This window comes from Protaetiibacter larvae (assembly GCF_008365275.1).
Lineage (GTDB): Bacteria > Actinomycetota > Actinomycetes > Actinomycetales > Microbacteriaceae > Homoserinibacter > Homoserinibacter larvae.
This window is the reverse complement of record NZ_CP043504.1, coordinates 2393582-2419418: the sequence shown is the minus strand read 5'-3', so window position 1 is coordinate 2419418 and position 25837 is coordinate 2393582. Positions and strand designations below refer to the sequence as shown.

At 71.5% G+C, this 25837-nt stretch carries 26 protein-coding genes; 17 read left to right on the top strand and 9 right to left on the bottom strand.

What is annotated here, in order from left to right:
• Positions 1-165: 165 nt before the first annotated feature.
• The 3 genes from FLP23_RS12630 to FLP23_RS11425 all read right to left on the bottom strand — a co-directional run bounded on the left by FLP23_RS12630 (position 166) and on the right by FLP23_RS11425 (position 3117).
• Entirely contained in the window at positions 166-537 is a 372-nt protein-coding gene (locus FLP23_RS12630) for an NUMOD4 domain-containing protein (protein WP_149325975.1), read from the bottom strand.
• 445 nt (positions 538-982) lie between these two features.
• Positions 983-2623, bottom strand: coding sequence for a hypothetical protein (locus FLP23_RS11430; protein ID WP_149325974.1), 1641 nt, complete (start codon positions 2621-2623; stop codon positions 983-985).
• Positions 2620-3117, bottom strand: coding sequence for a hypothetical protein (locus FLP23_RS11425; protein WP_149325973.1), 498 nt, complete (start codon positions 3115-3117; stop codon positions 2620-2622). Before FLP23_RS11425 ends, FLP23_RS11430 begins: the two co-directional genes overlap by 4 nt.
• A 256-nt stretch (positions 3118-3373) precedes the next feature.
• On the opposite strand from FLP23_RS11425, the gene FLP23_RS11420 reads away from it, so the two are divergent.
• Genes FLP23_RS11420 through FLP23_RS11400 form a run of 5 tightly spaced genes read left to right on the top strand, consistent with a single transcriptional unit; the run spans position 3374 to position 8057 of the window.
• On the top strand, positions 3374-3994 hold the full coding sequence (locus FLP23_RS11420; RefSeq protein ID WP_246139984.1) for an ATP-binding protein: 621 nt from the start codon (positions 3374-3376) through the stop codon (positions 3992-3994).
• Positions 3991-5259, top strand: coding sequence for a DNA-processing protein DprA (dprA, locus tag FLP23_RS11415; protein WP_149325971.1), 1269 nt, complete (start codon positions 3991-3993; stop codon positions 5257-5259). Before FLP23_RS11420 ends, dprA begins: the two co-directional genes overlap by 4 nt.
• 31 nt (positions 5260-5290) lie before the next feature.
• Positions 5291-6154 (top strand): 3-hydroxyacyl-CoA dehydrogenase, encoded by an 864-nt coding sequence (locus FLP23_RS11410; protein WP_149325970.1) that lies wholly within the window; start codon positions 5291-5293, stop codon positions 6152-6154.
• Positions 6155-6196: 42 nt separating this feature from the next.
• A complete protein-coding gene (locus FLP23_RS11405) occupies positions 6197-7132 on the top strand; it encodes a phosphodiesterase (protein ID WP_149325969.1) in 936 nt (311 codons plus the stop codon).
• A 19-nt stretch (positions 7133-7151) separates the two neighbouring features.
• Positions 7152-8057 carry a tyrosine recombinase XerC gene (locus FLP23_RS11400; RefSeq protein WP_149325968.1) on the top strand — a complete coding sequence of 302 codons (906 nt, stop codon included), beginning with the start codon at positions 7152-7154 and terminating at the stop codon, positions 8055-8057.
• 16 nt (positions 8058-8073) lie between these two features.
• Here FLP23_RS11400 and FLP23_RS11395 read toward each other — a convergent pair whose 3' ends face one another.
• Together FLP23_RS11395 and FLP23_RS11390 are read right to left on the bottom strand one after the other, a co-directional pair.
• Complete coding sequence (locus FLP23_RS11395; protein ID WP_246139983.1) at positions 8074-8409, bottom strand: SHOCT domain-containing protein; 336 nt, start codon at positions 8407-8409, stop codon at positions 8074-8076.
• Between the two features lie 7 nt (positions 8410-8416).
• Positions 8417-8884 carry a murein hydrolase activator EnvC family protein gene (locus FLP23_RS11390; protein WP_149325966.1) on the bottom strand — a complete coding sequence of 156 codons (468 nt, stop codon included), beginning with the start codon at positions 8882-8884 and terminating at the stop codon, positions 8417-8419.
• A gap of 281 nt (positions 8885-9165) precedes the next feature.
• Here FLP23_RS11390 and rpsB point away from each other — a divergent pair, with 281 nt between their 5' ends.
• Both rpsB and tsf read left to right on the top strand, forming a co-directional pair.
• Positions 9166-10164, top strand: coding sequence for a 30S ribosomal protein S2 (gene rpsB / locus FLP23_RS11385; RefSeq protein ID WP_149325965.1), 999 nt, complete (start codon positions 9166-9168; stop codon positions 10162-10164).
• A gap of 25 nt (positions 10165-10189) precedes the next feature.
• Positions 10190-11017, top strand: coding sequence for a translation elongation factor Ts (gene tsf / locus FLP23_RS11380; protein WP_149325964.1), 828 nt, complete (start codon positions 10190-10192; stop codon positions 11015-11017).
• Positions 11018-11162: 145 nt separating this feature from the next.
• Here the strand turns inward: tsf and FLP23_RS11375 are convergent, their stop codons facing one another.
• Both FLP23_RS11375 and FLP23_RS11370 read right to left on the bottom strand, forming a co-directional pair.
• Complete coding sequence (locus tag FLP23_RS11375; protein WP_149325963.1) at positions 11163-12506, bottom strand: virginiamycin B lyase family protein; 1344 nt, start codon at positions 12504-12506, stop codon at positions 11163-11165.
• Positions 12507-12596: 90 nt separating this feature from the next.
• Entirely contained in the window at positions 12597-13025 is a 429-nt protein-coding gene (locus FLP23_RS11370; RefSeq protein WP_149325962.1) for a cupin domain-containing protein, read from the bottom strand.
• A gap of 86 nt (positions 13026-13111) precedes the next feature.
• On the opposite strand from FLP23_RS11370, the gene pyrH reads away from it, so the two are divergent.
• The 9 genes from pyrH to FLP23_RS11325 all read left to right on the top strand — a co-directional run bounded on the left by pyrH (position 13112) and on the right by FLP23_RS11325 (position 20467).
• On the top strand, positions 13112-13840 hold the full coding sequence (pyrH, locus tag FLP23_RS11365) for a UMP kinase (RefSeq protein ID WP_149325961.1): 729 nt from the start codon (positions 13112-13114) through the stop codon (positions 13838-13840).
• Positions 13837-14700: a DUF3097 domain-containing protein gene (locus FLP23_RS11360; RefSeq protein WP_149325960.1), complete on the top strand. Its 864-nt coding sequence runs from the start codon at positions 13837-13839 to the stop codon at positions 14698-14700. The genes pyrH and FLP23_RS11360 overlap by 4 nt, the downstream gene beginning before the upstream one ends.
• Positions 14701-14755: 55 nt before the next feature.
• Positions 14756-15307, top strand: a complete 552-nt coding sequence (gene frr, locus FLP23_RS11355; RefSeq protein ID WP_149325959.1) for a ribosome recycling factor — start codon at positions 14756-14758, stop codon at positions 15305-15307.
• A complete protein-coding gene (locus tag FLP23_RS11350; RefSeq protein WP_149325958.1) occupies positions 15307-16281 on the top strand; it encodes a phosphatidate cytidylyltransferase in 975 nt (324 codons plus the stop codon). The genes frr and FLP23_RS11350 overlap by 1 nt, the downstream gene beginning before the upstream one ends.
• Positions 16282-16321: 40 nt before the next feature.
• Entirely contained in the window at positions 16322-16867 is a 546-nt protein-coding gene (locus FLP23_RS11345) for a DivIVA domain-containing protein (RefSeq protein ID WP_149326303.1), read from the top strand.
• An 80-nt stretch (positions 16868-16947) separates the two neighbouring features.
• Entirely contained in the window at positions 16948-17607 is a 660-nt protein-coding gene (locus FLP23_RS11340) for an aggregation-promoting factor C-terminal-like domain-containing protein (protein WP_246139981.1), read from the top strand.
• Between the two features lie 49 nt (positions 17608-17656).
• Positions 17657-19411, top strand: coding sequence for a cation:proton antiporter (locus tag FLP23_RS11335; protein WP_149325957.1), 1755 nt, complete (start codon positions 17657-17659; stop codon positions 19409-19411).
• 43 nt (positions 19412-19454) lie between these two features.
• Entirely contained in the window at positions 19455-19754 is a 300-nt protein-coding gene (locus FLP23_RS11330; protein WP_149325956.1) for a hypothetical protein, read from the top strand.
• A gap of 2 nt (positions 19755-19756) precedes the next feature.
• The gene (locus FLP23_RS11325) at positions 19757-20467 is read left to right on the top strand and encodes an alpha/beta hydrolase (protein ID WP_210414051.1); all 711 of its coding nucleotides are present in this window, start codon (positions 19757-19759) and stop codon (positions 20465-20467) included.
• A 6-nt stretch (positions 20468-20473) separates the two neighbouring features.
• Here FLP23_RS11325 and FLP23_RS11320 read toward each other — a convergent pair whose 3' ends face one another.
• Together FLP23_RS11320 and FLP23_RS11315 are read right to left on the bottom strand one after the other, a co-directional pair.
• Positions 20474-21535 carry an AI-2E family transporter gene (locus FLP23_RS11320; RefSeq protein WP_149325955.1) on the bottom strand — a complete coding sequence of 354 codons (1062 nt, stop codon included), beginning with the start codon at positions 21533-21535 and terminating at the stop codon, positions 20474-20476.
• A gap of 49 nt (positions 21536-21584) precedes the next feature.
• Positions 21585-23795, bottom strand: a complete 2211-nt coding sequence (locus FLP23_RS11315) for a hypothetical protein (RefSeq protein WP_149325954.1) — start codon at positions 23793-23795, stop codon at positions 21585-21587.
• A 302-nt stretch (positions 23796-24097) separates the two neighbouring features.
• On the opposite strand from FLP23_RS11315, the gene FLP23_RS11310 reads away from it, so the two are divergent.
• Positions 24098-25837, top strand: coding sequence for a DUF8094 domain-containing protein (locus tag FLP23_RS11310; protein WP_149325953.1), 1740 nt, complete (start codon positions 24098-24100; stop codon positions 25835-25837).

The following is a 25837-nucleotide window of genomic DNA, read 5'->3' as shown; positions in this document are numbered from 1 at the left end:
CCGACTGCGGCCTAGCGGCCCGGTCCCGCTCCTGCGGGTGGACTGGCTGGCAGCGACCGGTGTCCGTGCTCGGCGCTCTGCCCTCCTGGGCCTCGGCACCGCGGACGCGGCGGAGCGCACCCGACCGAGGTCGAGCGCTATGTACCCGCGACTGGCGCGGGTGGTCTAATGGCCGGCGGCTCGGCGCGCCGTCCCGTGTCGGCGCGCGTCGGCCCAGTTCATCGCGACGTCACCCCAAGCGAGGTTGGCGGCGCGATTGTCGGCGGGGTTCCCGTTGAGGTGCCTGACGAGCGGGTAACCCAGAGGGTTCGGGATGAACGCGCTAGCAACGAGGCGATGGACGCGAGCCGTCTGGCGCAACCCATCGTGTGAGAGCACCACAGACAGGTGGCCCTTCTGATTGGCGTCCCGGGGCTTCAGCAAGCGCCCACGGCGAGGGCGACCCAGATTGTCGATGCGATCGAGCGAGCGCACTTGACCCTGGCTGTTGACCTCGTAGCCGGGGAACCCCGCCACGGGGCACCAGTCAGCTGTCATGAGATGTACGCCGCGAGGACGGAGCGAGCGTCGTCCACCGAGACGGGGCGCGAGGCCTCCCGCTCCTGGCGCGTGCGCCGGTGCTCCCTCTGGAACCTGCCGAAGGCAGGGGTGCCGGGCTCGATGCCAGCCCGGCGGGCCGCGCGGACCTCATGCCAGGTCGCGCCCATGCGGACGGCCCAGGCGTCGCGGAGTTCAGCGAGCAGGCGAGTGTACTGGACCGGATCGGCGGCGGGGCGGCGGCGGTTGCGACGAGGCACGAGGCTCCTCAGGTAGCGCAGGCAAACAGTAACGCCCCGGCCAGCGAGGGCCGAGGCGTCAGTGAGGCGGGAGAGCCGTTTTCTCTCCCCACCGGTATATACCGCATCTGGGGCGGGTACTACGGGGCCAGACGGCGCCGCGGGGAGCCTCGCGGGACCATCTGTTGCGCAAACGTTGCGCGGGGCTAGCCCTTGGGCTCGTCGGGGAAGGCCGGGCCGCTGAGGTCGCTGTCCGAGGTCCGAACAGGCAGCCGGACGGGCGCGGGCGCGGTCGGCGCGTAGACGCGCAGGTCCTCGGGGATCGGCTCCCACGCCCAGCCGCGGGTGTTGCGGTCGGGCATCCTCTTCGCGAGGTAGACGCCGGCTTCGTTGAGGCTGTCGGCCTTCTTCGTGAAGAACGTGCCCATGCGAGTCGCGTCCTTCGGGAACCAGTCCTCGCGCTCGGGGTGCGAGTCAGGGAAGAGCTCGCGCGCGGTCTCGGCCAGCCCAGCCAGGAGGTCCTGGCTCGACAGCACGCCGCCGTCCGGGTGGCCGCTGAGGAACACCCGCACCGTGTAGGCGAAGCGATCGCCCGACGCGGCCTCCATGAGCGAGTCCTGGAGCGCGTCACGCGCAGCCTGCTCGAAGCCGGCCGAGGGGTCGAGCCCCTGGGCGCGGTCGAGCGCGCGGAACAAGGCCGTGACCTCCAGGGGCCGGACCCCCACGCCGGTCTCGCTGATCTGCCGAGCCAACTCGCCCTCCGCGGGGAGGTAGAGGGCCAGGGCGTCAGCGAGGTCGTCCAGCAGGTCCGCGAAGATCGCCGGGGCCATGTGCTCGAACGTCGAGCGCAGCCGGTCGCCCACAGGCGGGGCCGTGGGCTCGACCAGCCAGAGCCGGTTGCGCAGGTCGTCGCGCAGCCCAGACGGGGTGCCCGACGCGGTGAGCACAAGGGGGCGCTTGCCGCGGGTGACCGTGAGGCCGCTCGTCTTGTAGAGGGTCTGCGTCTTGAACGCGACGCCCGTGACGATGCGCTTGAGGTTGCCGTGGGCCTTGTCGCTGATCCGCTCCACGTCGTCGAACGCGAGGACCGCGTTGCCGGCGATCAGGCTGCCCCACTCGCGCTGGCTCTCGGGGAAGTCCGCCCCGATGCCGTCGGCGTGAGGGTCCGAGGGCTGGATGAAGCGGAGGACCATGCCGGCGCGGAGGGTCTTGCCGACCTTCGTGGGCGCGACGAACAGGAGGCCCTGGCGGTCCCACTGCGAGAAGTAGGCCGTGAGCATCCAGCCCCAGACGAGCCGCCAGTCACGCTCGCTCAGGTTCAGCGCGCCACGGAGCCAGTCGCGCCCCTCGCCGCGGACCTCGCCACGGCGGGGGATCGGGAGGGCTCGGAAGTCGGTCGAGGGGCGCGTGAACACCGGGCGCTCGTCCACCGGGTAGCGCTCGTCGGCGCCGGGCACCCGCGGGTCGAACAGGGTCCAGCCACCAGCGCGCACGTCGATGAAGAACCCGACCTCAGGGTCCCCGAGGTCGATGAGCAGACGCGGAGCGCCGGTGTCGTCATCCACCACCTGGTGGGCGCGGAGGGCGACCGGGACGCGGAGGCGACCCGCCGTGCTGATCGTGAGCCGGGTGTCGAGCCACGAGCGAACGGCGTCCGTGCGGCTGTAGGCGTCGATGCCGTGCTCGCGATCGAGCCGGTAGAGGAAGTCGCTCACGAGCGCGTCGGCGGCCATCGCGACCCGAGGAGCCGAGGGATCGCGCGGGACCGTGAAGCCCTCGCCCGCGGAGTTCACCATCAGGACGTAGTCAGCGATCAAGGCGTCCAGCGCGTCGGTCGTGGCACTCACTTGACCACCTTCCCGCGGTTCTCAGCGGTCAGGAGGTTCGGATAGACGCCGACGAGGTTGACCTGGTCGCGGGGAACAGGCTGGCCGGCGTGGTCGATGAAGTCGGGGCCGCCGTCCGAGCCCCACAGGGTCTCATAGTCAGCGCCGAGGAGGACGTCATCGCGGACGCCGCCGACCGGACCGGAGTAGCCGTGCTCATCATCGAACGAGCCGCCGTCGGCAAGAGGGTCGTGGCCGAAGACGAGCGCGGTGGCGTGCTCGCCAGCACCGACGCCCCAGGCGAGCCGGTAGGACTGGAACGAGTGGGGCAGCTGCAGCTGAGCCGACTCGAGCCAGGGGAGGAGGGGCTGGTGTGACTCGCCAGCGTTCAGACGCTTGACGACGACGCCAGAGGTACGGGTGGCGACCCGCACGTGCAGGTCGCGGAGGCCGTCAGGCGCCACGGTCACGAGGTGGATGGCGAGGTAGGGGCGGGGCTCCAGGGGTGTTGCCATGATGGGTTCCGATCTGCGCGGAGATGCGCAACGGGGTGGATCAGCAGGCCGAGGTGGCCGGCGTCTTGGTGGGAGCCAAAACTGGTGTCCATACTGCAAAGGTGTCCATGGGAGCGTCGCAGCGTCGCAACGAGCCCGGAGGGCAAGTAATCATTGGCTTTTGGCCGCGACGCTCAGTATAGCCTCAGCGTCGCACCAGCGTCGCGGAAGCGTCGCGAGAGCGTCGCGGCCCTGAGACAGGCAAAGGCGCTTTTTGGTGTTCCTCGGTGAGGCACCCGAGTTCGCGCCGTCCGCTCTGGATGCGCTGCGTCAACCGCTCGAGTCGGGGGTCATCACGATCTCCCGCGCGGCGGCCACCGCGAGCTTCCCCGCCCGATTCCAGCTCGTGCTCGCCGCGAACCCGTGCCCATGCGGCAATGCGGGCGTGCGCGACGCCGAGTGCAGTTGCAGCCCCTTCGCCCGCCGCCGGTATCTCGGGCGGATGTCGGGGCCCCTGCTCGACCGCGTCGACATCCAGCTCGACGTCCCCCGGGTCACGGCCGCGCAGTTGCGGCTCTCGACCCAGGCGCCCGTCACGACGAGCGCGGCGGCGCGGGCGCGGGTGGTCGAGGCGCGGGACCGCGCCGCGCGGCGGCTCGCGGACCAGCCGTGGCGACTCAACGCCCACGCGCCCGGCGGCTGGCTTCGCCGGGACGGCGCGCCCGCGTCCGGATCGACCTCCGCTCTCGACCGGGCGCTCGAGCGCGGGGCCCTCACGATGCGCGGCTACGACCGGGTGCTGAGGCTCGCGTGGACCCTCGCCGACCTCGACGGGGTCGAACGACCCGGCCTCGACCAGCTCGGTCGGGCTCTGTACCTGCGGAAGGCGGCGGTATGACGATCCTCGGCATCGCGACCTCGACGGTCGCGACCCTCGTTCGTGCGGTGACGGCACCGGACCACGACCGCGATGCGGTCGCGGAGCGGTTCGCGCGCGGCACCTGGAGCGGCATCGCCGAGCCGGGCGACCGGCACGCGACGGCCGTGATCGAGGCGCTCGGGGCCGAGACCTCCCTCGCACGCCTCATCGACGATCATTCCGGTGGCCTCCTGCGCGCCGCGATCGTCGAGCGGGGTGTCGAGGTCGACGACACCGAGCTCGCGGAGGCCGTCGCCCGCTGGACGCCGCGCATCTCGAAGGCGGCGGCCCTGCTCGCGTTCCGGCAGGCGGCGCGCTTCGGCGCGAGCCTCATCGTGCCCGGCGACCCCGAGTGGCCGCGTGGTCTCGCGGACCTCGGACCGCACGCGCCGAATGCGCTGTGGACGCGGGGGAACCGCGAGGCGCTCGGGGAGCTGGATCGGGCCATCGCCATCGTCGGTGCGCGCGCCGCGACCGGCTACGGGGAGCACGTCGCCGTCGAGCTGTCCGCCGGGCTCGTGGATCGCGGCTACGCGATCGTGTCGGGCGCCGCCTACGGCATCGACGGCGCCGCGCACCGCGCCGCGCTCGCCAGCCGGGGCACCACCGTCGCCTTCCTCGCGGGCGGCCTCGACCGCTTCTACCCGGCCGGGCATGAGGCGCTGCTCGCCCGGATCGTGGCGAGCGGCGCGGTCGTCTCCGAAGTGCCCTGCGGGGTCGCACCCACGAAATGGCGTTTCCTCATGCGCAACCGGCTCATCGCGGCGAGCAGCATCGCGACGGTGGTCGTCGAGGCCGGGGCGCGCTCGGGCTCGCTCAACACGGCCGGGCATGCGGCGGCGCTCGGACGACCGCTCGGCGCGGTGCCGGGTCCCGTGACGAGTTCCGCATCGGCGGGGTGCCACCGGCTGCTGCGCGAGTACGACGCCGTCTGCGTGACGACCGCCGACGAGGTCGCCGAACTCGTGCCCCTCGAGGTCGAGCCGGCGACGGCGAACGCGGAGGGAGCGGCCGTCGAGCAGGTGGAGGCCTCCGGTCGGCGCCGGCCCGCCGACCCGGGCGGCACCCGCATCCGCCTGCTCGACGCCCTCTCCCTCCGCAGCGCGCGATCCGTCGACCGGATCGCGCTGCTCTCGGGGCTCGCCCTCGACCGGGTGCGGGCCGAACTCGGGGTGCTGGCACTCGAGGGGGCCGTCGCCGAACGCGGCGGCGGTTGGGTGCGCGTTCACGAGAAGACGGGGTGATTCCGCGGGGCGGCGCGGATACGCTCGGCACATGAACGACATCGCCAAGGTCACCGTGCTCGGAACCGGAGTGCTCGGTTCGCAGATCGCCTTCCAGACCGCCTTCCACGGCATCGAGGTGACCGCCTACGACATCACCGACGAGGCGCTCGCCGCCGCCCGGCAGCGTTTCGCGGGCCTCGCCGCCACCTACGCGGCCGAAGTCCCCGGCGCCGCCGACGGCGCGGCGGACGCCGCGCTCGCTCGCATCCGCACCACCACCGACCTCGCCGACGCGGTCGCCGACGCCGACCTCGTGATCGAGGCGGTCCCCGAGGTGCTCGAGCTCAAACGCTCCACCTACGAGAAGCTCGCCGCCCTCGCCCCCGAGAAGACGATCTTCGCCACCAACTCCTCGACGCTCCTGCCGAGCGCCATCAAGGACGCCACCGGCCGCCCGGACCGCTTCCTCGCCCTGCATTTCGCAAACCGCGTGTGGGTGTTCAACACCGCGGAGATCATGGGCACCCCCGACACCGATCCGGCCGTCTTCGACACGGTCGTCGACTTCGCCGCGAGGATCGGCATGGTCCCGATCCCGATCCGCAAGGAGAAGGCCGGATACGTGCTGAACTCGCTGCTCGTGCCCTTGCTGCACTCCGCCGCCGAGCTCGCCGCCTTCGGCTACTCCGAGCCGGCCGACGTCGACAAGGTCTGGCGGATCGGCACGGGCGCCCCGCTCGGACCGTTCCAGATCTTCGACGTCATCGGCCTCAACACGCCCTACAACATCATGGTTCACGGCGACGAGAAGTCGCAGAAGATCGCCGCCTGGCTCAAGGAGAACTACATCGACCAGGGGCGCCTCGGCGTGGCCACCGGCAAGGGGTTCTACGACTACGGCGCGACATCCTGAGGCCACCCCCCGGCGTCAGCCGCTGACGCTACGCTCGGCACCATGGTCCAGCTCGGCCAGCATGCGCCGCCCGTCCACGTCATCGCCCATGTGAGCGACACGCACCTGCTCGGCGGCGGTCGTCCGCTCTACGGTGCCGTCGACACCGATGCCCACGTCGCGCGGGCCTTTGCCCAGCTCGAGCGCTCCGGGGTGCGCCCCGAGGCGATCGTCATCACGGGCGACCTCGCCGACCTCGGCGAACCCGACGCCTACGAGCGACTCAAGGCGCTCGTCGAGCCGGCCGCCGCACGCATGGGATCCCAGGTGATCTGGGTCATGGGCAACCACGACGAGCGCGGTCCGTTCGCCTCGATCCTGCTGGGTGAGGAGGCGAGCGGCGCGCCGCAGGATCGGGTCTACGACGTGGGCGGTCTCCGCATCATCGCCCTCGACTCGACCGTGCCCGGCTACCACCACGGCGACCTCGTGCCCGAACAGCTCGACTGGCTGCGCGCCGAACTCGCCACCCCGGCGCCGCACGGCACCCTGCTGGCGCTGCATCATCCGCCCATCCCGTCGCCCGTCGAACTCATGGCGATCATCGAGCTCGACCATCAGGCGGAGCTCGCCGAGGTTGTGCGCGGCAGCGATGTGCGCGGTGTGCTCGCCGGGCACCTGCACTACTCCACGAGCGGCACCTTCGCGGGGGTCCCCGTCTCGGTCGCGGCGGCCACCTGCTACACGATCGACGCGAGCGCCGAACCGGGCACTCTCGCCGGCATCGATCGCGGACAGACCTTCAACCTCGTGAACGTCTACGCCGACCAGGTGGTGCATGCGATCGTGCCCATCAGCGACGCCCCCCGGGTGTCCGGGTTCTCGGGCGCCTTCCTCGAGGCGCTCGCCCGCATGAGCGCCGAGGAGCGCCGGGAGGCGTTCTCCTCGAAGACCTCGACCTTCAGCCTCGCCGAGGTGGAGCGCTCCGGGCGCGGCTGAGCGGTGGCACCATGAGCGCATGGAGCTGCGCGCGGCGATCGAGCGGTACCTCGCCGAGTTGACGCTCGAACGCGGCTACTCCTCGCACACGGTGCGCTCATACCGGGCCGACCTCGCGGATCTGGCGGCCTTCAGCGAAGGCCTCGGGCAGGCGGATGCGGCGCAGCTCGACCTGGAGACCCTGCGCGACTGGGTGTGGAAGGGGTCCGAGGCGGGCCTCGCCCCGACAACCCTCGCGCGGCGCACCTCCTCGGCTCGCACCTTCACCGCCTGGCTCACCCGCACCGGCGAGCTGGCGAGCGATCCGGGGCTGCGGCTGCGCACCCCCCGCAGCGGGCGCCGCCTGCCGCGGGTGCTCACCCGCCCCCAACTCGACACCATCCTGGAGCGACTGCAGCGCCGCGCGGACGACGACGACCCGATCGCCCGGCGCGACCTCGCCGTTGTCGAACTGCTCTACGCCTCCGCCCTGCGCGTGAGCGAGCTCGTCGGCCTCGACCGTGCGGACATCGATCGCGAGGCGCGCACCCTACGGGTGCTCGGCAAAGGGGCGAGAGAGCGCGTGGTGCCGTTCGGGGCACCCGCGGCGCGCGCCCTCGACGCCTACCTCGAGTCGGCTCGGCCGCGCCTGGCGACCTCGGCATCCGGCGACGCCGTGCTTCTCGGGACCCGTGGCGGGCGTCTCAACACCCGCAGCGTCTACGAGCTCATCGCCCGCGAGCTGGCCGAGTTCCCGGGGAGCGGGCCGGCCGGGCCGCACACCTTGCGGCACACCGCCGCCACCCACCTGCTCGACGGCGGCGCCGATCTGCGGATCGTGCAGGAGCTGCTCGGTCACGCGAGCCTCGCCACGACGCAGCTGTACACGCATGTGTCGATCGAACGGCTGCGCGAGAGCTACCGGCTCGCGCATCCCCGCGCCTGAGCGGCGGGCTTCCGGCTCAGAGGCTCGAGATCACCTCGGCACGCGCCGTGGCGTACTCGGTCGCCGTGATGACACCGCGGGCGTGCAAGTCGTCGAGCTCGGCGAGCCGCGCCTCGGTGGAGACCTCGGGCGCCAGCAGCTTCGAGTCGATCGCGCGCGCGGTCAGCTCGGTCTCCATCGTGAGCGGATCGTGCCCGAGCTCCTTCGCCTTGCGCACGTTCCTCGTGATCGCGATGACCATGAAGGTGATGACGGCCGCGATGAACAGCAGGCCGAGCACGAGCAGCACCACGAACACCACGCCGAAGGCGCCGAACGCGTCGAAACCGAAACCGAGATCATCGGGACCCATGCAGGCATCATCGCCCATCGGGACCCAGCGGCAACAGCACGGCGCGCGGCTGGCCGCCGAGGAACAGCAGCGGCGAGAGGTAGGCGCCGTCGACACGCACCCCGAGGTGCAGGCACGGGGATGCGCAGTGCCCGGCGAGCACGGTGCCGATGACGTCGCCGCGGCGCACCCGGTCGCCCGCCTGGAGCGTGGTGGCGACCGGCTCGTAGCTCGAGACGACGCCGCCTCCGTGGTCGATCGACAGCACCGGGCGGTCCACCACCCATCCGGCGAACCGCACGACACCCCCCGCGGGCGCCCTCACCTCGGCACCCTCGGGCGCACGCACGTCGATCCCGCGATGACCGGCCGCGTACGGCGTCGCGGGCGCGACGAAGCCGCGCACGATCGGATGCGGGGCCGCCACCGGCCAGCTCCACAGCGCGGCGGCGACGAGCGCCGCGGCGAGCGGGCGGAGGCGGAGGAGGCGGCGCATCCGCCCATCCTCGCCTGCACCCTGGGCCCCCACAGGGCCCGCGCGGTGGCGGGGGAGGGATCGGCCCGCTCCCCGCGGGGGACGAGCGGTGCTAGACTCCCCGTAGCACCCGTTTCGGCGGGTGACTTCGCGTGCCCACTCGTGGCAGCAATCCCTTCAGTCCCACCGGAGACGGTGTGCGGGATCGCGTCCGGGCACCAGGGATCGCGACCGACCGGTCGCGGCAGACAACTGAGAACATGCGGGCCCGGCTTCGCCGTGCCTGCCGGAAAGGAACGGCCATGGCCGTCGTCACCATCCGCCAGCTGCTCGACAGCGGCGTGCACTTCGGACACCAGACCCGCCGGTGGAACCCGAAGGTCAAGCGCTTCATCCTCACCGAGCGCAGCGGCATCCACATCATCGACCTGCAGAAGTCGCTGGCCTACATCGATCAGGCCTACGACTACGTCAAGGAGACGGTCGCCCACGGCGGCACCATCCTCTTCGTCGGCACCAAGAAGCAGGCCCAGGAGGCCATCGCCGAGCAGGCGACCCGCGTCGGCCAGCCCTACGTCAACCAGCGCTGGCTCGGCGGACTGCTCACCAACTTCCAGACGGTCTCCAAGCGCCTCGCGCGCATGAAGGAGCTCGAGGAGATCGACTTCGACGACACGACGAAGGGCTTCACCAAGAAGGAGCTCCTCATCAAGAAGCGCGAGCTCGACAAGCTGCACAAGACCCTCGGCGGCATCCGCAACCTCACCAAGACCCCGTCGGCCATCTGGGTCGTCGACTCGAAGCGTGAGCACCTCGCAGTCAACGAGGCCACCAAGCTCGGCATCCCGGTGATCGGCATCCTCGACACCAACGCCGACCCCGACGAGCTGCAGTACCCGATCCCGGGCAACGACGACGCGATCCGTTCGGTGGGCCTGCTCACCCGCATCATCGCCGACGCCGCGGCCGAGGGTCTCATCCAGCGTCACCAGAAGCCGGAGGCCGAGGGCAACGTCTCGGCCGTCGAGCCGCTCGCCGAGTGGGAGCGCGAGCTCCTCGAGGCCTCGGAGACCCCGTCGGTCGCCGAGCAGATCGAGGCCGTCGACGAGCGTGTCGAGGGTGATGCCGAGGCTGCGGCCGAGGAGGTCGCCGTGGTGGTCGCCGAGGCCGAGGCCGCCGTGGAGGAGGTCGCCGCCGAGGAGGCCGCTGCCGAGGAGGCTCCCGCCGCCGAGGCCGAGGCTGAGGTCGAGGCCGAGAAGCCTGCCAAGAAGCCTGCCGCCAAGAAGCCCGCCGCCCAGTAATCCCGAACCAGTAAGGACAACATCCATGGCCAACTTCAGCCTGGAAGACGTGAAGGCCCTGCGCGAGCGCCTCGGCACCGGCATGGTCGACACCAAGAACGCTCTCGTCGAGGCCGATGGCGACATCGAGAAGGCCGTCGAGATCCTGCGCCTCAAGGGAGCGAAGGGCAACGCGAAGCGTGCCGACCGCTCCACGAGCGAGGGCCTCGTCGCCGTCGTCGAGTCGGCCACCGCGGTGACGCTCATCGAGCTCGCCTGCGAGACCGACTTCGTGGCGAAGAACGAGAAGTTCATCGCCCTCGCCGACAAGATCGTCGCCGCCCTCGCCGACTCGGGCGCCGAGACGGTGGATGCGGCCCTCGCGGTCGCGGTCGACGGCACCACGGTGGGCGCGCTCATCGAGGACCAGGCTGCGACCATCGGCGAGAAGATCGAGCTGCGTCGCGTGGCCCGGATCGCCGGCGAGAAGTTCGCGGTCTACCTGCACCGCACCTCGAAGGACCTGCCGCCGCAGATCGGCGTCGTGGTCGCGTACACCGGTGACGACGTGGAGACCGCCCGCTCGATCGCGCAGCACATCTCCTTCGCCGACCCGACCTACCTCGGCAAGGAGGATGTGCCCCCGGCCGACGTCGACAACGAGCGTCGCATCGTGGAGCAGATCAGCCGCGAGGAGGGCAAGCCGGAGGCCGCCCTGCCGAAGATCGTCGAGGGTCGCCTCGGTGCCTTCTTCAAGCAGGTGGCCCTGCTCGAGCAGGACTACGCCCGCGACAACAAGCTGACCGTCGGCAAGGTCCTCGCCGACGCCGGCCTGACCGTGACGGGCTTCGCCCGGTTCAAGGTCGGCGCCTAGGCAGCACCGCGCTCACGCGCACGCCCGAGGGGCCCCGGATCCGCGCGATCCGGGGCCCCTCGCCGCGTTCCGGGTGCGGTTTCGTCCGGATGGCGCGCTTTCGCGGGTGCCATCCGGCCGAAACCGGACCATCGGCTCGGAAGCCTCAGGGGTGTCGGCGCCGCACGCGGACGAGCACCGTGCCCGCCAGCAGGGCCGCGACCGCGAACGCGAGTGGGGCGAGGGCGTCGGTCGGACCGGTCTCCGCGAGCTCCGTGGGAGGCAGGACGGTCAGGGTGAAGGTCCGCGTCGCTGTTCCGAGCGGGTTCGTGACCGTGACGCGGAAGCTCGAGGAGGCGAGCGCGGTCGGTGCGCCCGTGATGCGGCCCGTCGCCGGATCAAGCGAGAGCCCGGCGGGAAGGGCGCCCTCGTCGATCGAGAACGTCGCTTGCCCGCCGCGGCCGATCGTCACGTCGTAGCTGGTGCCGAGGGTCGCGGCGGGAGCATCCGCGCGCAAGGTCGGTGCCCGAACAGGGTCGATGATGCGGATGGAGGCCGCGGCGGCGTCGAGCATGACCACCCAGATGCGCCCATCCGAGGTCTCGAGCATGCGCGCGGTGAAGGACGTGTCTCCCACCGGGTAGTCGATGGTGGTCGCACCGGTGGTGGCGGTGACGTGGTCGAGGGACCCCTGATAGCTCGCCCAGAGCGTTCCGGTGGAGTCGAAGAGCAGATAGTTGGGATTCGCCGCGGGTGCAGGGATGGTGGTCTCGGCACCGCCGGCAGCCGGCATGTGGCCGATGGTGCTGGCGATGAGCTTGGGGTACCAGATGTCACCGTCGGGGCCCACCGCGAGGCCGTTGCCAGGGCGTCCCACCGTGGCGAACGTGCTCACAGCCCGGGTCACCGGGTCGATCCGCAAGAGGGTGGAGTCACCGAAGCTGTTGACCCAGATGTAGCCGTCCGAACCGACGACGAGATCGCTCGGCTGGCTGCCTGTCGGGATGGTCGCCTCGACGCCGCCGTCGAGCGTCATCACCGCAACCTGGTTGATGCCGAGCACCCACATCCGGTCGTCCGGCCCGGCCATGATCACCTCGTTCGCGGGATTCGGGGTTGCGTAGCTGCTCACCGTTCCATCCGCGGCGATGGCGATGACGGTCGAGATGTTGCCGTATGCGATCCACATCCGTCCGTCCGCGCCTTCAGCGATCGAGATGGGGATCGCGCCCGACGCCAGCGGCATGTCGGACAGGATCGTGCCGTCGAGCGACAGTCGCACCACCCAGGAGTCCCCCGCCGAGAGGCCGCCGACCGCCCAGATCGCACCGTCGGGGCCCGTGGCGAGAGCACGCGCCCCGGTGTGCCCCGGGATCGTGATCGTGGTGCCGTCACCCGGGTCCGCCTGCGCGGACGCGGGTGAGGTGAGAGCGGTGAGCGTGGCGCCGAGGACGAGGGCTGACAACACCAGGTACGCGGGACGGAGCCCTCGGCGACGGATGAGATGCATACGCGCCACGTTATCCGCGCCGATGAGCGCCTCTCGGCAAACGGGCACCCCCCGTTGACGGGATGGCGGCACCCGCAGTGGGCGCGACGCTCACCACGGCCAGGGACGCTCGACGTCGCGGGTGCTGTCGTCGGGGAACTCGGGCAGCTCGGAGCCGCCCGCGCGGATGCAGAGCCAGCGCAACTCGCCGGGGCTCGCGGCATCGCAGCGCCAGCTGCGCCACACGCCCTGGCCCACCCGGATCACGGTGCCCGGCCCGACGTCGACGACGTCGTCGTCCAGGCCCATCTGTCCCAGTCCCTCCAGGAAGACGTACAGCTCCTCGATCCGTGAGTGCACGTGCCAATAGCCGGCCTCCTCGCCGGGCTCGAGTGCGTTCGCGGTGAGCCCGATGTACTGCATCGAGAGCTCGTGATCGACCACCCGCCGGCCGTCGCGAGACGTCGACGGCCGGAATCCGCCGTAGTGGCCGCGCCACTCGTCGAGCCCGCCGATCTGCAGCACCTGGTAGTCGCTCATGGCGGCACTCTAGCTCCCGGCTCCGACGCCGCCCTCGGGTACTCTGGATCCGGCCCACCGGCCCGCATCCCCCCGGAAGGACACCCATGTCGAAGCGCCGCCGCGTCCTGCTCAAGCTCTCGGGTGAGGCGTTCGGCGCCGGATCCCTCGGCGTGAACCCGGATGTGGTGAGCGGCATCGCACGCGAGATCGCGGCGGCCACCCCGAAGAGCCCCGACGACGCGGGCGGGGTGGAGGTCGCGGTGGTCGTGGGCGGTGGCAACTTCTTCCGCGGCGCCGAGCTCAGCCAGCGCGGCATGGACCGCGGCCGCGCCGACTACATGGGCATGCTCGGCACCGTCATGAACGCCCTCGCCCTGCAGGACTTCCTCGAGCAGGCCGGCGCCCAGGTGCGCGTGCAGTCGGCGATCTCGATGACTCAGGTGGCCGAGCCCTACATCCCGCTGCGCGCCGAGCGGCACCTCGAGAAGGGCCGCGTCGTCATCTTCGGCGCGGGCGCCGGCCTGCCGTACTTCTCGACCGACACCGTGAGCGCCCAGCGCGCCCTCGAGATCGGCGCGGACGCCGTGCTGGTCGCCAAGAACGGCGTCGACGGCGTCTACACGGCCGACCCCCGCAAGGATCCGAACGCCACCAAGCTCGACCGCATCAGCTACCAGGAGGCGCTCGTGCAGGGCCTCAAGGTGGTCGACTCGACCGCGTTCAGCCTGTGCATGGACAACGGGATGCCGATGCTCGTGTTCGGTATGGAGCCCGCCGGCAACATCACCAAGGCGCTACAGGGCGAGCACATCGGCACGCTGGTCACGGCGTGACCGACCGCTACGACGGCGACGTGCTCGCCGGCGACTGGCGTGCCCGCGGGCGGACGCAGGTGCCACGCGTCGAGGCGCAGCCGGGCCTCGTGGTCGAGCTCGTCGACGGCTTCGTGGGCGCCGTGGTGCGCGTGGAGAAGGGCAACGTCGGGCTCGAGGATCGCCACGGTCGCGTGCGCTGGTTCCCGCTCGGCGGCGGGTTCCTCGTGGAGGGCGCGGCCGTGATCCTCAGCCCGCCGATTGCCGGACCGCAGGGGCGGCTGCTCACGGCATCCGGCTCGCGCGCCGTCGCGGGTCAGCGGGCCCGGGTCGCCCGGGCGAGCCGCATCTACGTGGAGGGCAGGCACGACGCCGAGCTCGTGGAGAAGGTGTGGGGCGCCGACCTGCGCGTGGAGGGTGTCGTTGTCGAGTATCTGGAGGGCGTGGATCACCTACCCGCCGCGCTCGCCGAGTTCCGGCCGGGACCCGCCCGTCGCATCGGCGTGCTTGTGGATCACCTCGTGCCCGGCTCGAAGGAGTCCCGGATCGCGCAGCAGCTCGCGGGGGAGCACACGCTGATCGTCGGCCACCCCTTCATCGACGTCTGGCAGGCCATCCGCCCCGAGCGTCTCGGCATCCGCGCCTGGCCCGTGATCCCGCGCGGCACCGACTGGAAGCACGGCATCTGCGCCGCCTTCGGCTGGCCCCACGACACCCAAGCGGACATCGCGCACGCCTGGCAGCGCATCCTCGCGACAGTCCGCACCTACACCGACCTCGACCCCGCCTTCCTCGGCCCCGTCGAGCGCCTCATCGACCACGTCACATCCGCCGAGATGTCAGAAGCTGCAGAATTCGGCCCCGGATCCCGCAACAACTGACATCTCGCGGGGATCACTAAGCTGGGGGGAGTCTGCTGGGATGTAAGGAGCCGCCGTGATCAGTGACGTTCTCGCCGAGGCCAAGGACAAGATGAACCGGGCCGTCGAGGTGGCCCGCGACGACTTCGCCACGGTGCGCACGGGGCGCGCGAACCCCGCCCTGTTCCAGAAGATCCTCGTCGACTACTACGGCACCCCCACCCCGCTCGGTCAGCTCGCCGGCCTGCAGAATCCCGAGGCGCGCACCCTCGTCATCACCCCCTACGACAAGGCCGCGCTCAAGGAGATCGAGAAGGCCATCGTCAACTTCCCGAACCTCGGCGCGACCCCGAGCAACGACGGCACGATCATCCGGGTGACGATGCCCGAGCTCACCGAGGACCGCCGCAAGGAGTACGTCAAGATCGTGCGGGCCAAGGGCGAGGACGCCAAGGTCGCCATCCGCAACGTTCGTCGCAAGGCGAAGGACGACCTCGACGCCACCAAGGAGGTCGGCGAGGACGAGGTGGCCCGCGCCGAGAAGGAGCTCGACGCGCTCACCAAGACCCACGTCGAGGCGATCGACGAGGCGCTCAAGCGCAAGGAAGCCGAGCTCCTCGAGGTCTGATGCACGCCGAACCCGACGACGACGGCGCATCCCGGAAACGCAGCGCCCGCGAGGATTTCGAGCTGCACGCGCAGCACGCGCGCGACGAGTTCGAGGCTCAGGTCAAGGCGGCCCGCGACCAGTTCGACGCCACGCAGGAGAAGATCAAGGCGCGGACGGGGCGCAATCTGCTCGCCGCGATCGCGATCGGGGTGGGACTCGGCGGGATCCTGCTCGCGAGCCTGCTGATCACCCCGTGGCTGTTCATCCCGTTCGCGGCGGCCCTCGTCGGCTTCACGGTGTTCGAGCTCTCGAGCGCGCTGCGCGCCGTCGGGCGCGACGTGCCGCGGGTGGCATCCGTGGTGGTCGGCATCGGCGTGCTTCCGGTCGCCTTCTTCTTCCATGTGCCGGGGTTGTGGCTGGCGATCCTCGCCGCGATCCTCGTGATCACGCTGTGGCGCCTGGCGGAGCTCGCGCGACCGAGCCACCGCACGGGTGCGCTCTCGGTGCTCGGCGACATCGGCGCGGGCGTGCTCGTGCAGCTGTACGTCAGCTTCATGGCGGGCTTCTACGTGGTGCTCGCGGGGGAGGACGGCGGCCGCTGGTGGGTGCTCGCCGCGCTCATCATCGTGGTGACGACGGATGTCGGCGCGTACGCATCGGGGCTCACCTTCGGCAAGCACCCGATGGCACCCAGGATCAGCCCCAAGAAGACCTGGGAGGGTTTCGCGGGGGCAGCCCTCGCGGCCATGATCGCGGGCTCGCTGCTCGCCTGGCTCATGCTCGGTCAGCCGTGGTGGGAGGGCACCATCATGGGCCTCGTGCTCATGCTGGTCGGCACGATGGGCGACCTCATCGAGTCGCTCATCAAGCGCGAGCTCGGCATCAAGGACATCTCGGGCTGGCTTCCCGGGCACGGCGGCTTCCTCGACCGGCTCGACTCGATTCTGCCGTCGGCGGCCGTCGCGTACGCCTTCTTCCTCATCTTCCATTGAGGAGTCCTCCGCGCCCGGTCGGTAGACTGGAGCGGTGAGCATGACCTTCCCGCGCGCCCGCAAGGGGCGCCCCGGCTACGACATCGACGAGGTCGAGGACTTCCTCGAGGATGCGCGCCGCGCGTACACCGCGGACCCGTCGGGCGCGGGCGGCATCGACGCGGACAGCATCCGCACGACCGCGTTCTCGATGCGCAAGGGCGGCTACTCGACGACGCACGTGGATGCCGCGCTCGAGCGCCTGGAGGACGCGTTCGCGGCGCGTGAGCGCGAGCGGCGGATCGCCGAGCAGGGCGATGAGGCCTGGTACGCGGAGGCGCGGGCAACGGCTCAGGCGATCCTGGACCGCAGCGTCCGCCCGGCCGGGAAGCGCTTCGCGCGCGTGAGCGTGTTCACGCTCGGGTACTCGGTGCGCGACGTCGACGCCTTCGCGGACCGGATCGCCGGATACTTCCAGAGCGGCACCGCGCTCACCCCCGAGGATGTGCGCACGGTCGCCTTCCGGCCGCAGCGCGGCGGCTACCGGGAGTCGCAGGTGGACTACCTGCTCGACACCGTGACCCGCGTGATGCTCGCCGTGCGCTGAGCCCGGCGGCCCGTCTTCGGGGGGCTTCGCGCTCCCGCACCCACGACCTTCTCCGTTTCCGTGGGTACACTTGTGCGACTGTGAGCGGATTCAGGCGCCGGGGGGCCCTCCTCGCACCGCCCGTGCAGGCGGATGCGGTCGCGCGCGCCCGCCCGCAGGCCGGCTCGCGCACCCTCGTCGGGCGCCCCCGCTGGGCGCTCGGGCTGTTCGCCTACCTCGCGTCGATCGGCCTCGTCGCGGTGCTCCTGGTGGAGCCGACGGGGCTCAGCTCGGCATCCACCCTCGCGGCCGGCAGGCTCGCCGCGGCGGGCGGACCGGCCGACGGCCAGACGCTTCGGATCGCGGATGTGGCGGAGCTCGGCCACTCTCGCGACGCGTTCACGATCGTGAAGCTCGCCCCGCCCCGACCGTCCGCGCCCGCCGCGGGGACGCCGGATCCGGGGTCCGCTCAGGCGATCGCCCACGAGCTCGTGCTCGCGCGGGGCTGGGATCAGGCCGAGTACGACTGCCTGGTCGCGCTGTGGAACAAGGAATCCCACTGGAACGTCTACGCGCACAACAAGAGCTCCGGCGCCTACGGGATCCCGCAGGCGCTCCCGGGCGAGAAGATGGCGAGCGCGGGTGCCGACTGGGCCACCAACCCCGCCACCCAGATCACCTGGGGCCTCGGCTACATCGCGGGCCGCTACAGCACGCCGTGCGGGGCCTGGGGGAAGTCGCAGTCGCGCGGCTGGTACTGATCCTCGCCCGTGCGGCTGAGCGGGGGCGCTCGGCTCGGTAGCATCGAGTATGGAGTACGCCCTCGTCGCGATCGCCGGCATCGTCGCCGTCGTGTCGGCGGCGGCCTGGGCGCCACGGCTCGGGGTCGCGGCTCCGCTGATCCTCGTGGTGATCGGCGTCGGGTACAGCCTCATCCCGGGGGTGCCACCGATCGACATCGAGCCCGACCTCATCCTGTTCGGCGTGCTGCCGCCGCTGCTCTACGCGGCGGCGATCAAGGTTCCGTTCCTGGATTTCCGGCGCAACCTGTCCACGATCACGGTGCTCTCGGTGGGGCTCGTGGTGGCGAGCGCCTTCGTCACGGGTTTCGTGCTGTACATGATCCTCCCGGATCTCGATCTGGCCGCCGCGATCGCGATCGGGGCGGTCATCTCGCCGACGGATGTCGTGGCTGCCACCTCGATCGCCCGGCGGATCGGGCTGCCCGCTCGCCTCCTCTCGATCCTCGAGGGCGAGGGGCTCGTCAACGACGCGACCGCGCTCGTGCTGCTGCGCTCGGCGATCGCGGCGACCGCGCTCACCGCCCAGGGGGCCGAGTTCGTGGCGTGGAACGCGATCGGCGACTTCTTCTACGCCGTCGTGGTGGCGATCGCGATCGGCGTCTTCGTGGGCATCATCGCGGTCTGGGTGCGCCGCAAGCTCGACAATCCGATGCTCGACACCGCGATCTCGTTCGCGGTGCCGTTCATCGCCTTCATCCCCGCGGAGGAGCTGCACGGCTCGGGCGTCATCTCGGTCGTCGCCGCGGGTCTCTACAGCGGCCATCGCAGCGCGACGGCTCTGACGGCGTCGTCGCGGATCTCGGAGCGTTTCAACTGGAGCACCGTCCAGTTCGTGCTCGAGAACGGCGTGTTCCTGGTCATGGGGGCGCAGATCTCGACGATCATCTCCGACGTCCATCAGGAGAAGCTCTCGAGCGTCGAGGCGGTGGCTCTGGGACTGCTGATGACGGGGTTGCTCATCCTCACGCGCTACGTCTTCGTCTGGCCGCTCGTGTTCCTCATGCGACGCCGCGAGCAGCGCATCGACGAGCGCCAGGGCATGCTGCAACGCACGCTCGATCGCGTCCAGTCGATGACGGGGATGGGCAATCAGCGGATCGAGCGCCGCCGCGAGCAGGTGGTGCGTCGCATCGATCGGCGGCGCAACGACCTCGCCGAGCTGAAGGCCGAAGGCCTCGGATGGCGGGGCGGGATCGTGCTCGGCTGGGCGGGCATGCGCGGCGTCGTCACGCTCGCCGCCGCCCAGTCGTTGCCGCGGAACACGCCCTACTACGAGCAGCTCGTGCTGATCGCGTTCACGGTCGCGATCGCCACCTTGCTCGTGCAGGGCGGCACCTTGCCGCTCGTGATCCGGCTGACGCGCATCCGCGGCACCGATCGCGCGGCGGATCGGCGCGAGCTGGCCGCGCTCCTCGAGGAGATGTCGACCGCGGGGGTCGCCGTGCTGGACCAGGGCGAGGTCACGGTGGAGGGGCATCTGGTGGATCCCGAGGTGATCGATCGCGTGCGTTCGGACACCCTCCTCGCCTCGGCGTCGGCGTGGGAGCGGGCACAGCATGCTGATGAGGTCGACGGCATCGTGCACTCCCCGCACCAGCAGTACCGCTCGCTGCGGCGCGAGGTGCTGGCGGCGGAGCGGGACGTGCTGATCGAGGCGCGCTCGCGCGGAACCTACCCCTCGCGCATCCTGCAGCGGGCGCAGTCCCTGCTGGACCTCGAGGAGGCGCGGCTCGAGCAGATCGACAACGGCGGGCGCGATTAGCCGCCGCGGGCGTCCCGGCGAATCGGTTTCGTAGACTCGAGGCATGCCTCGTTCCTCGCACCCGCGCAAGGGCCGCCGGGACGAGGAGCCCGAGCCGCTCGACCTGGAACGGATCCTCGGCGGGGCGCGTCACACCGAGAGCCGGCGGGACGGCGTGTGGAATGTGCAACCGCAGAGCGCGGCGGCCGCCGCCAAGGAGTACAGCTGCCCCGGATGCGGGCTCGTCATCGCGCCCGGCACGCCCCACCTCGTGGCGTGGCGTGCCGACGGCCTGTTCGGGGAGGACGCCGATCTCGCCGATCGGCGCCACTGGCACACGCATTGCTGGAGGATCCGCGCGTGAGCATCGAGATCACCGGCGGCGTCGAGCTGCCCGCGTTCCGGGAGGACGTCGAGTTGCGCACGGCGGACGGGCTCACCCTCGTCGGCGAGCTCGCGCTGCCGGAGACGGCCGACCCGGTGGCGACCCTCGTGTGCCTGCACCCGCTGCCCACGCACGGCGGCTTCATGGATTCGCACATCATCCGCAAGGCCGCCGCGCGGCTTCCCGCGCTGGCCGAGCTCGCCGTGCTGCGCTTCAACTTCCGGGGCGTCACCTCGCCGCGCGGCACGAGCGAGGGTTCGTTCGGCGGGGGTGTCGACGAGCGCCTCGACCTCGCGGCGGCGATGGCCTTCGTGACCGGCCGCGGACTCCCCGCGCCGTGGCTGCTGGGGTGGTCGTTTGGCACCGAGGTGGCGCTCAAGTACGGGCTCGAGCATCCCATCGAGGGCGCCATCCTGCTGTCGCCGCCGCTGCACCGCACGAGCGCCGACGAGGTGGCCGCCTGGGCGGGAAGCGGCAGGCGGCTCGTCGCGGTCGTGCCCGAGCTCGACGATTATCTGCGGCCCGCGGAGGCCGCCGAGCGTTTCGCCGCGGTGCCGGAGGCCGAGCTCGTGCCCGTCGAGGGCGGCAAGCACCTCTGGGTGGGGGAGAAGCAGACCTCGCGCGTGCTGAGCGAGATCGTGCGGCAGCTGAACCCCGCGGCGCTGCCGCTGCCGACGACGTGGGGGAGCTGACCGGGCTCAGAGCTCGTTCTGGCGCGGGATGATGACCTGCTTCACGATGAGCAGGATCGACGCCGCGACGGGGATCGCCACGAGCGCGCCGAGGATGCCGAGCAGGGTGCCGCCGGCGAGCGCCGCGATCACGACCACGACGCCGGGCACCTTGACGGCGCGATTCATGATGTTGGGGCTCAGCACGTACGCCTCGATCTGCATGTAGACGAGGTACCAGATGCCGACGACGAACACGGCGGGCGGGCCGTCGAACACCCACACGAGCAGGGTGATGATGATCGACCCCGTGATGGTGCCCACGAGCGGCACGAGCGAGAACAGGAAGGCGATGAACGCCAGCAGGGCGCTGTACTCGATCTGGTTCTGCAGGATCCAGCCGAGCACGGTGAGGAACAGGAAGGTGAGCACGCCGTTGCAGAGCCCGAGCGCGACCTGACCGATGACGTAGCGCCCGACCGAGGTGGAGATCTGCTCCGAGATGTCGATGAACTTCTCGCGCTTCGAGGCGGGGACCAGCTGGTACAGCGCGCGCTTGATGCTGCCGAGCGAGGCCACGAAGTACAGCATGAGGATGAGCACGATGAGGCCCCCGAAGACGCCGCTCGCGATCGTCAGCGCCGTCGACAGCACGCCTGTCGTGATCGCCTGCAGGTTGTCGGTGAAGAAGTCCTCGATGCCCTGCACGACCTTCTCGTAGTCGAGCCACGGGATGGTGGAGTTCCACCACTGCTGCACGGCGGTCTGGTCGGTGAGCGTCGCCACCAGGTCCGGCACCTGCTGGATGAGGGCGCCCACCTGGTCGGCGATCACCGGGATGATCGCGAAGATGAAGCCGGCGAACACGCCCAGGATCACCGCGAGCACGATCACGATGGCGAGCGAGCGGGGCACCTTGTGGCGGGCGAGGAAGGACACGGCCGGGTCGACGCCGAGTGCGAGGAACAGCGCGGCGCCCACGTAGGTGAGGATCGTGGCGAGGTTGCCGATCCCGGCGCCGATGACGACGGCGACGAGCACGCCGAGACCGCCGAACAGACCGAGGCGGAATGCGTTCTGGATCTTCATCGCCTGCCCTTCCCACCCGCTTCCCGCGGGATGTAGGGACAGGCTAGCGTCAGGCCTCGGTGGCGGCGTGCGCGGTCTGGCGCGTGTTCTCGGTCTCGTCGGCCTCGTCCGTGTCGTCCGCCGCGGGCGCTGCGGGCAGCTCCTCCGCCTCGGCGTCCGCCTCCGCCTCCGCCTCGGGCGCCGCCTCGTCGGCGGGCACCGGGAAGTCGTCGTGCACCGGGGCGAGCTTGTCGGCGCCCGCGAGCAGCCCGCGCAAGCCCTCGAAGTACCCGGCGACGGCTTCGCGCTCCACCCGGATCTTCGCGAGCCGGTCTTCGGCCTCCGCGATGAGCGCGCGCGCCTGCTCCTGGGCTTCCGAGACGATCCGCTTGGCCGACGCCTCGGCGTCGCGAACGGCCTTCTGGGCCTCGGTGCGCGCGTCTTCGGAGATCCGCTTCGCCTCGGCGATGCCGACGGTCTGCAGCTTCTCCACTTCGGCGCGCTTCTCGGCGGCGCGCGCGCTCGCCTCCTGCAGCTGGGCGGTCGCCTCGTCGAGGTACTTCTGGGTGCTCGCCGCGGCCTCCTGATGCTTGGTCAGGTAGTCCTTCTCGGCCTCATCGCGGCGCGCGGCGAGCTCGGTGTCGAGGTCGGCGCGGGCCTGCTCGGCCTCGGCGAGCAGGCGGGACGCCTGCTCGGACTTCTCGTGGGCGAGGCGGGCGGCGGTCGTCTGCTGCTCCGCGGCGAGCTCGGCGCGGATGCGGGCCGCCTCGCGCGCGACATCGGTGCGTTCGCGTTCGACGTCGGAGGCGAGCGTGGCGCGGGCCTGCGCGATCTGCTGCTCGGACTCGGCGCGCGCGGCGGCGAGCTCGGCGGCGAGGCTCTCGCGCGCGCTCTGCAGTTCCGCCGCCCACGACTCGCGAGCAGCGGTCTCCTCCGCCTCCCAGGCCGCCTTCGCGGCGGCGAGCTCGGTCTCCTGTGCGCCGCGGGCCTGGGTGAGCTCCGTCTCGAGCGCGCTGCGCGCGGTCGTCGTCTCCGTCGTGAACACGGCGCGCGCCCCGGACAGCTCGGCGTCGTGCGCCTCGCGGGCCGCGGCGAGCTCGGCGGCGAGGGTCGCCTTCGCGGTGCTGAGCTCGTTCTCGAGAGCGTTCCGCGCGATGGCCTGCTCCGCCTCGAGCGCGGAGCGGGCGGCGCTCTGCTCGGCGTCGAGCTCGGCGCGCGCGGTCTCGATCTCGGCGGCGAGGGCACCGCGCGCGGTCGCGAGCTCCGTCTGCCAGTCGGCGCGGGCGCGGGCGAGCTCCGACTCGAGCGCCGCACGCGCATTCGCCGCCTCGGTCTCGAGGGCGGCACGGCGCTGGGCGATCTCCGTCTCGAGGGCCGCGCGCGCCGCTGCCGTCTCCTGCGCGAGCGCTGCCCGGTCGGCGGCGGTCGCGGCGTCGAGCTCGGCGCGGGCGCGCTGGGTCTCGGCGGCGAGGGCCGCGTTCGCGGCCTCGGTGTCGATGCGCAGCGCCTCGCGCTGATCCGCGATGTCGCGCTCGAGCTCCGTGCGCCCCTGCTCGAGGTCGCGGGCGAGTTCGGCACGGCTGCGGGCGTTCTCCGCGTCGAACTCGACGCGTCCGCGCTCGGTGTCGCGAGCCAGCTGGGCAGCCGCCTCGCGCGCCTCGGCGACCTCGCGCTGCGCCACGACGCGCAGTTCGGCGACCTCGCGCTCGGCCTCCGCGCGCAGGGCGGACACCTCGCGGCGTCCCGCCGCGCGCGTCTCGGCGACCTCGGTCGCCACGGCGCCGCGGATGGCGGCAGCCTCGCGCAGCGCCTCCTGCGTGGTCGCCTCGCTGTCGTTCGCGGCGCGGGTGACGATCGCCTCGGCCTCGTCGTGTGCGCCGGTCAGGATCAGGTCCGCCTGAGCCTGCGCATCGGCGACGAGCCGGGTCGCGGTCTCGGCGGCGTCCGCGCGCAGGGCGTCGACCTCCTGCTGCACGGAGAGCCGCAGCCGCTCCGCGTCGATGTCAGCTTGGGCGATGAGGCGCGTCGACTGCTCCTCGGCGACGCGGAGGGTGTTCTCGAGCTTGGTTCCGAGGCCCGAGTAGGTGGGGCTCCCGACCTCGTCGAGCTCCGCCTGGAGATCCTCGGCGAGCGCCTGCAGGCGCTTGACCTCCTTGAGGGCGTCGCTGCGATCCGCGTTGGCCTTGATGAGATCGCGGCGCAGGGCGGCGACCGACTGATCGACCTCGTCCTTCTTGTAGCCGCGAAGCTCTGTGCTGAAACCAGCGTCGTCTGCCGCCACGTGTGCTCCTCGCTCGGGGAAACCTGGAGGTCCTGGCCCGCCACGGGAGGCGGGGAACCCTCCCGAGTGTAATCGGCACCCATGAACGCTGCCGCCCCGAGAATCGGGGGTCGGCGGGGCGCAGGTCAGCGGACTCCCAGGGTGCTCCCGGGCGCTGTCCGGGGAGAAGGGGCGGTCTTCCGCTAATCTGGGGTGTCTTTGCCTGCTGCCCTGCCGCACACCCGAGGGTGGGGATCCGCCCCGAGAGTCGTCCGGCGGATCGCGCGGACACGTCCGTGTGGCAGCTCGAGAGGAGTTCATCCGTGCGATTCGTACTCGCGATCGTGCTCTTCGTGGTGTCGTTCGTGGCCATCGGCCTCGGCATCGCGCAGCGCACCATCTTCCTGGGTCCTGACCACGTCACCGCGTCGGTGGCGGTCGACGGCGACGCGCCGTTCACCGTGCTCGACGGCGCAGCGCTCAACGCCCACCCGGGCACGCAGCGCATCGAGGTCTCGGGTTCCGGCGACGTCTTCATCGCGATCGCTCGTACCGACGACATCACCGCCTGGATCGGCGACGCGCCCTCGACGAGCGTCGCCATCGACGAGCAGGGCGCCGACCTCGTCGCGAGCGCCCACCCCGGCCTCGCGAGCGACGCCGTGTCGCCCGTCGGAAGCGACCTGTGGATCCAGGAGTTCACGGGCACCGGCACGGTCGCGCACTCGATCAACGTGCCCGCGGACGTGTCGCTGCTGATCGCCTCGGACGGCGAGGCCGCCGCGCCCGCCGACATCTCCATCACCTGGCCGCTCAAGAATGCCACGCCGTGGTCGGGCCCGCTCGTGATCGGCGGCGTGGCCGTGCTGCTCGCGGGGCTCATCGTGCTCATCTGGGCGCTCGTGCACGCGCGTCGGCGCCGCGGACCCCGCCGCAAGACCCCCAAGATGCCGAAGCCGCCGCGCCCGGCGCAGCTGCGCCCGGCACCGCGTCGCCCCGCGATCACCGCGGGAGGTCCGGAGCCGACCGCCCACGGTCGCCGTCGCGCCTTCGTCGCGGTCCCGCTGCTGCTCGTCGGCGCGCTCGCATTGAGCGCCTGCACGGCCGACGGCTCCGCCGTGCCGACCGCCTCGCCGAGTGCGACGGACGCCGCGGTCGCCGCGGTCGATCCGCCCGTCGTCACGAAGGGCCAGTTCACCCGGATCGTCTCCGCGGCGGCGGAGTCGGTTGCGGGTGCCGACGAGGCGCGTGACGCGACCCTCGCCGCCGAGCGCCTCGCGGGCCCCGCGCTCGAGCTGCGCACCGCCAACTACGCCGCGCGCGGCGCCGACGGCGCGATCACGGCGACGCCGGCCTTCCCGACCGGATCGGTGAGCGTGATCCTGCCTCAGCAGCGCCACGAGTGGCCTCGCGTGGTCTTCGCCGCGGTGTCGGGCGTCGGTGACGACAGCGACGCCGAGTACGGCCTCATGTTCGTGCAGGAGACCCCGCGCGACACGTACAAGGTGCACTATCTGGTGCGGCTCACGCAGTCTGTTCCCGAGGTGGCCCCCGTCGACCTGGGAGCTGCGCGGCTCGGCCCCGACAACAAGCTCCTGGCGTACACCCCCGACCAGCTCGCGAGCGAGTACGGCGACATCCTCATCAACGGCGACGCCTCCGCGTACACGGAGCACTTCGACGCGGAGAACGACCTGCTGCGCGAGACCTTCGGCGCCGACTACAAGACGCAGCGTCGCGGCGCGCTCCCGAATGCGGTGATCGACTTCACGAGTGCCGTCGGCGGCGAGGAGCCGTACGCCTTCGCCACCAACGACACGGGGGCCATCGTCGCGGTGGATCTGCGCGAGACCGAGACGGTCAGGCCGGCCGAGGCGGGCGCCGCGGTCAGCCCGACGGGTGCCGTCAAGGCGCTCTCGGGGAAGCAGACGACGACGAAGGGCATCGCGGCCGAGTACGGCATGCAGGTGCTCTTCTACGTGCCCGCGCTCACCGCGAGCGACCAGAAGATCCGTGTTCTCGGCTTCACACAGGGTCTCGTGGCGGCGAGCGAAGTACCGTAG